Origin of the sequence: Aeromonas sp. 603404 (assembly GCF_049171775.1) — a bacterium.
GTDB lineage: Bacteria > Pseudomonadota > Gammaproteobacteria > Enterobacterales > Aeromonadaceae > Aeromonas > Aeromonas veronii_A.
The window spans coordinates 128624-134826 of record NZ_JAAKPE010000014.1 but is presented as its reverse complement, the minus strand read 5'-3'; the positions used below and the strand labels follow the sequence as shown (position 1 = coordinate 134826).

General features: G+C 60.3%; 6 protein-coding genes and 2 tRNA genes. 7 read left to right on the top strand and 1 reads right to left on the bottom strand.

What is annotated here, in order from left to right; genetic code table 11:
• Positions 1-111: 111 nt before the first annotated feature.
• Positions 112-188, top strand: a tRNA-Met gene (locus tag G5306_RS17125).
• A gap of 8 nt (positions 189-196) precedes the next feature.
• Positions 197-280: transfer RNA gene (locus G5306_RS17120), tRNA-Leu, on the top strand.
• A gap of 218 nt (positions 281-498) precedes the next feature.
• Here G5306_RS17120 and G5306_RS17115 read toward each other — a convergent pair.
• The gene (locus tag G5306_RS17115; RefSeq protein ID WP_040066935.1) at positions 499-2331 is read right to left on the bottom strand and encodes an SLC13 family permease; all 1833 of its coding nucleotides are present in this window, start codon (positions 2329-2331) and stop codon (positions 499-501) included.
• A 263-nt stretch (positions 2332-2594) separates the two neighbouring features.
• Here G5306_RS17115 and pnuC point away from each other — a divergent pair, with 263 nt between their 5' ends.
• From pnuC to G5306_RS17090, 5 genes are all read left to right on the top strand, one after another.
• Positions 2595-3311, top strand: coding sequence for a nicotinamide riboside transporter PnuC (gene pnuC / locus G5306_RS17110; RefSeq protein WP_204385193.1), 717 nt, complete (start codon positions 2595-2597; stop codon positions 3309-3311).
• 3 nt (positions 3312-3314) lie between these two features.
• Complete coding sequence (locus G5306_RS17105; protein WP_421222265.1) at positions 3315-4040, top strand: nucleoside phosphorylase; 726 nt, start codon at positions 3315-3317, stop codon at positions 4038-4040.
• A gap of 105 nt (positions 4041-4145) precedes the next feature.
• Complete coding sequence (locus G5306_RS17100; RefSeq protein ID WP_227341140.1) at positions 4146-4817, top strand: Crp/Fnr family transcriptional regulator; 672 nt, start codon at positions 4146-4148, stop codon at positions 4815-4817.
• A 43-nt stretch (positions 4818-4860) separates the two neighbouring features.
• The gene (yqfB, locus tag G5306_RS17095) at positions 4861-5181 is read left to right on the top strand and encodes a N(4)-acetylcytidine aminohydrolase (RefSeq protein WP_421222267.1); all 321 of its coding nucleotides are present in this window, start codon (positions 4861-4863) and stop codon (positions 5179-5181) included.
• A gap of 87 nt (positions 5182-5268) precedes the next feature.
• Complete coding sequence (locus G5306_RS17090; protein WP_421222269.1) at positions 5269-6189, top strand: alpha/beta hydrolase; 921 nt, start codon at positions 5269-5271, stop codon at positions 6187-6189.
• The last annotated feature ends 14 nt before the right edge of the window (positions 6190-6203 follow it).

The following is a 6203-nucleotide window of genomic DNA, read 5'->3' as shown; positions in this document are numbered from 1 at the left end:
GGTATCGCCAAGCGGTAAGGCAGCGGGTTTTGATCTCGCCATCCCTAGGTTCGAATCCTAGTACCCCAGCCATTTTTCTGTTCTCTTCCACATCAGTGGTCGATAACAAACGGCTATGTAGCTCAGTTGGTTAGAGCATCGCACTCATAATGCGGGGGTCACAGGTTCGAATCCCGTCATAGCCACCATTAATATTGCGGAAGTGGCGAAATTGGTAGACGCACCAGATTTAGGTTCTGGCGCCCTAGGCGTGAGAGTTCGAGTCTCTCCTTCCGCACCATTAATAGCAGTACCAAACAGACCAGCTCACGCTGGTTTTTTTGTATCTGAAATTTGCCTCTCCCCAGTTTTTCTCTCGCGCCTCTATTAACCCAGCTCCACGTTAATTCCCGTCCACATCACTCTTCACTGATTCCGAGCACGCCTTGCCACTCTTGTCTCCTGGCCATAAAAAAGCGGCCCGCAGGCCGCTGGTGCACACATTCATCATCCCGGTTATCAGAACGGGAAGAACCAGGGGATCGCTACCACGCTGACCGCCATCACCAACAGGGTGAATGGCACCCCGATACGGATAAAATCGGCAAACTTGTAGTTGCCCGGCCCCAGCACCAGAGTATTGACCGGTGACGAGACCGGCGTCATAAAAGCGGCCGAGGCGGCGATGGCAATGGTCATGGCAAACGGATAGGGTGATACCCCCATCTGCTGGGCCGTGCCCAGCGCAATGGGTGCCATCAGCACAGCAGTCGCGGTGTTGGATATAAAGAGCCCGATCACCGCGCAGAGGGCAAACAGGCTGGCCAGCATGACCCGCGGCCCCATCTCCCCTACCGCATTGATCAGACCACCGACGATCAGATCCACCCCGCCGGTTTTTTGCAGCGCCAGCGCAAAGGGGAGCATACCGACGATGAGGATCAGGGTCGGCCAGTGGATCGACTTGTAGGCACTTTCCATATCGATACAGCGAAACTTGCCCATCAGCAGACAGGCGATCAGCGCGGCAATCACGTTGGGCACCGGATCGGTCACCATCAGCAGGATCATCACTCCAAGACAGAAGAGGGCATGAATGGCCTGGCTGCGGGCGGGGGCCATCTCGTCCACTTCGGCGGGCAGCCCCATCAGCAGAAAGTCGCGGCTATGGGTCTGCAACTGTCTGATGTGGCTCCAATTCCCTACCACCAGCAGGGTGTCGCCCATCTGCAGCGGCTCATCCACCAGCTTGCCTGCCAGTGCCTCACCGTCGCGGCGCAGCCCCACCACGCTCAGGCCATAGCTGGAGCGGAAGGTCACCTCACGCACGCTTTTACCCAGCAGCTTGGACTCGGGGATCAGCGACACCTCGGCCATCCCCACCTCCCGCGCCTGATCGGAGAAATACTCCCCGCGCAGGATCATGGGTTCAAGCCGCGCCTCGGTGCAAAACGCCCGCACATCCACCTCGGGGTCTGACATGTCGATCAGCAGCACATCCTTGGCCTGGAACTCACTGATCCCGGACACCGGCACCATCACCCGACGGAACTTGCGCCAGCGCTCCACCCCGATGACATGGGCACCATAACGGGCGCGCAGTTGCAGCTCATCCAGGGTATGACCAATCAGCGGGGAGTCAGGCCGCAGCGCCAGACGACGAGCCCGACCGGCCAGTCGGTAGTCTCGGATCAGATCGCGCAGGGTGCGGCGCCCGGTCGGCTTGCCCTTGCCCTCTTCCCCCTCGCCCACCAGGGAGCCGCGCACCAGCAGCATGTAGAGGATGCCCAGCCCCAGGATCAGCACGCCCATGGGGGTGAAATCGAAGAAGCCGAAGCCGTGAATGCCGTGGCGCATCAGCTCGCTGTTAACCACCATGTTGGGGGGCGTGGCCACCAGCGTCATCATGCCGCTGATCAGCCCGGCAAAACCGAGGGGCATCATCAGGCGACCGGCCGGGATCCCCATCCGGTTAGCCACGCTCAGCACCACCGGGATAAAGATGGCCACCACCCCGGTGCTGCTCATCACAGCCCCCAGACTCGCCACCGCCACCATCAGCAACACCAGCAGCTTGGTCTCGCTGCTGCCCGCTACCTTCACCAATGCATCCCCCACCTGATAGGCGATGCCGGTGCGAACCAGCCCCTCACCCACCACAAACAGGGCGGCTATCAGAATGACGTTGGGATCGCTAAAGCCCGCCAGCGCCTCCGGCAGGGTGAGGGTGCCGCTCAGCACAAAGAGAATAATGATCAACAGGGCAACCACGTCCATGCGCACCTTGTTGGTCATAAAGAGATAGATGGCGCCAGCCAGCAGACAGAGCACCCAGACAAGCTCGGAATTCAATGCAACCTCCTTTTATCACGTGATTTTCCTCCCGGAGAGTGGACTCTATCAGACCACAGCCATGGCGCTATCATCTTGCTACATATCAATAAAGTCCGGCCCATCGGGACCCCATAACCCATCACTGCTGGAATAACCGGGCAGCAGCGGCGATTTCTTTGATATGGGCCAAGTACGGGGCGGACAAAAGTCCTGCCCCTCCTCCCCCTCACCCCTTAGAATGGCGCCCTCGCATACTAACCCTCATGCCCAAGGATCAGAAAATGAGCATATTCGAGCTGTTCAGCATCAATAACACGCTGGTGACCATACCGCTGGGTGGCGGCTATGCCATGTCATGGATTGAAGCCATCGGTACCCTGTTCGGGCTGGCCTGCATCTGGTTTGCCAGTCAGGAGAAGACCATCAACTACCTGTTCGGTCTTATCAACGTCAGCCTGTTTGCCATCATCTTCTTCCAGATCCAGCTCTACGGGCTGTTGCTGCTGCAGCTGTTCTTCTTCTGCGCCAACGTCTACGGCTGGTACGCCTGGACCCGCCCCGCCAACGATCAGGGGGATACCCTGCAGATCCGCTGGCTCAGCAAATCCAAACTGATGGTGACCGCCGCCGTGAGCGTGCTGGCCATCGCTCTGCTGACCCGCTATATCGACCCGGTCTTCGCCACCCTGGCACGCACCTCGGTCTCCCTGCTCAACCTGTTTGGTGCCAACCTTGCCATCCCCGAGCCCTCCCCCGATGCCTTCCCGTTCTGGGATGCCAGCATGACGGTGCTCTCGGTGGTCGCCCAGATCCTGATGACCCGCAAATACGTGGAGAACTGGATCCTCTGGGTCGTCATCAACATCATCAGCATCGGTGTCTATGCCGCGCAGGGCGTCTACGCCATGTCGCTGGAGTACCTGATCCTGCTGTTTATCGCCGCCAACGGCACTCGCCTCTGGGTGATTGCCGCCAAGCGCCAGCCACAAGGTCTGTAAGCCATGAGTCTGTTACCCCATCTCCAGTGCCGCCCCGACCAGATTGCCGAGCGGGTGGTACTGTGCGGCGACCCGGCCCGGGTCGATCGCATCGCCAGCCAGCTCGAACAGTGCGAAGTGCTGGGGCAAAACCGGGAGTTTCGCCTCATCAACGGCCGCTATCAGGGGCTGCCCATCACGGTTTGCAGCACCGGCATTGGCGGCGCCTCGGCCATCATAGCGCTGGAGGAGCTGGTGCAAGCCGGTGCCCGCTCGCTCATTCGGGTCGGCTCCGCGGGTGCCCTGCAGCACGACATCGGCCTTGGCGACCTTATCGTGGTGGAAGGGGCGGTACGCAATGAGGGCGCCTCGCAGGCCTATCTGCCCGCCGAGTACCCCGCCTGCGCCGATATCTGGCTGCAAGCGGCCCTGCTCAACCATGTGGCCACTAGCAGCCAGCCTCATTGGCACGGGCTGGTACGCTCCCACGACAGCTTCTATCGAGATGATGAGCAGGAGGTGTGCCGCTACTGGCATGCCCGTGGCGTACTGGGCGCTGACATGGAGACCGCAGCCCTGCTGACCGTGGGGCGCCTGCGCAAGGTACGGGTCGCCGCCGTGCTCTGCAACGTGGTGCTATTCGAGCAGGATGTGCAACAAGGGGTGGCGGATTACGCCAGCGCCGAACAGGCGATGATGGCCGGTGAGCAGCAAGCCATCGCCGCCGCCCTCCACGCTCTGGTGCAATAAAGCGCAAACCGTTAACTGCGGCACATCCGCTACCGTGCGGGCTGGTATCCGGCCCGCACTCTTGCTAGCCTCATGGCCCTCGTCATCCGGTGCGACAGGCAAGTCATGCAGCAACAGCCCTACCCCCTCGGCCGTTTTCACGCCGAACTCCAGCAGCTTGAACCCCGCTTTGCCGCGGCGCTCGACGCCTGCACCCTGTTTCTGCGCCGTTACCTGCCGGGCGAATTGATCATGCGGCAGGGGGAGCAGAGCGAGCAGCTCTATCTGGTCGAACGTGGCCGGGTCTCCCTCAACAGCACGGTACACTCTGGCCGCCGCTTCCAGCTCGGCGAGATTGAGTGTCACAGCCAGATCTTCGGTGAGATGGAGTTCTTCAGTGCCACCCCGGTGCAGTGGAACGTGGTGGCCGAGACCGAGCTGGACGCCCGAGTCATCTGTGCCCACAAGCTGGCCCAGCGGCTGCTGGCAGAACCTGAGTTGACCCTCTTTTTCGCCGCTGCACTTGCCAGCGACTATCTCGATACCCTGGAGATCACCACCAGCCGGCTGCTCCACCCCATTGCCTACAACATCGCCTATGAGCTGTGGCGAGAACGCCAGCGCACCCCCATGCTGGGATCGCGCAAGCGGGCCCACGAGGCGGCCCGCTTTGGCACCACAGAGCGGGTCTACCGCCGCGCCCTCAAGGAGCTGGTCGAACAGGGCATAGTTGCCGACGGCAGCGATGGCCCTGTTATCGCCGATCTGACCAGGCTGCGCGCCTATCTCGACCTTTGATTTCCATTCACCTCATTTCGATTAACCCTGTCAGGAGAGAGCCATGTCTACCCATCCCGAATTCACCTTCTTCAGCCGCTTCGTCGCCGATATTCAGGCGGGCCGCAAAACCATCACCATTCGCGACGAGAGCGAAGCCAACTGGCAGCCTGGCCAGCGGTTGGCGCTGTTTACCAACCCGGAGCACCAGCCCTTTGGCACCATAGAGGTGCTCTCGGTCAAGGCGGTAGCCTTCGATGAACTGAACGACGAGCACGCCCGTCAGGAGAACATGACACTCCCCGAGCTCAAACAGGTGATCCGCGAGATCTACCCCGATCTACCGCCGCTCTATGTGATTGAATTCGTGCTGATTGAAGCCTGATTTTGTGAGCTGCCTCAGCTAACGCCGGTTGCGCTCTTTGGCTAAAAGCGCAAAATAACTGTTTTTATATACAGTTATTGGTGCGTTATGGATACACAACTTGAACCGGCCATTGCGGCCATGGTGACAGAGTTCATTGCCGCAGGCCGCCCCAAGGCGAGCAGCCTGAGCTGGCAGGAGCGGCGTGAAGGCTATCTTGCTTCAGCCATATTGGGTGGTGAACGGGAGGAGGTTGGCGCTGTCGAAGAGTGGCAACATGGCCATTATTCCGTTCGCCTCTATCAACCAGCACCAACCTCAAGTGCAAGCCGTCCGGCACTGATCTACTTTCATGGCGGCTGTTTTGTCAGCGGCGAGTTCGACACCCACGACCGCCAGATGCGGATGCTGTGCAATCGCGCCGAGGCACTGGTGTTTGCGGTACATACCCGCCTTGCCCCTGAACACACCTATCCTGCAGCACATGACGATGCACTGGCAGCCACGCTCGCCATCATGGCCGATGTGGAGAAATGGCATGGGGATCCGGCAAGGATTGCCCTTGCGGGCGACAGTGCCGGCGGCCACCTCGCCCTGATCACCACCTTGCGACTCAAGGAGCAAGGCGCCCCCTTGCCTGCAGCCCAACTGCTCATCTATCCGATGCTCGATGCTGCGGGCGACAGTGACAGCTATCGGCATCTAGGGGATGACTACCTCATCACCCGCGACATGCTGTTAAGCGGTTTTCACGCCTATCTGGGTGAACTGCCCGCCACTCACCCCGAAGCCAGCCCGCTCCACCATCCTGCCCTGTCAGGATTGCCGCCGACCCATATCGTAACGGCGGAATATGATCCGCTGCGCGATGAAGGGGAAGCCCTCTATCGCAAACTGCTGCAAGCCGGAGTCACAGCTACCTGTCAGCGGCAACTGGGTGTTATACACGGCTTCTTCCAGTTGGCAGGTGTGAGCCAGGCAGCCCGTCAGACAATTGAGCAGATCGCGATGCTTATCAGGCACCTCTGATTTGGCCTTTGCCG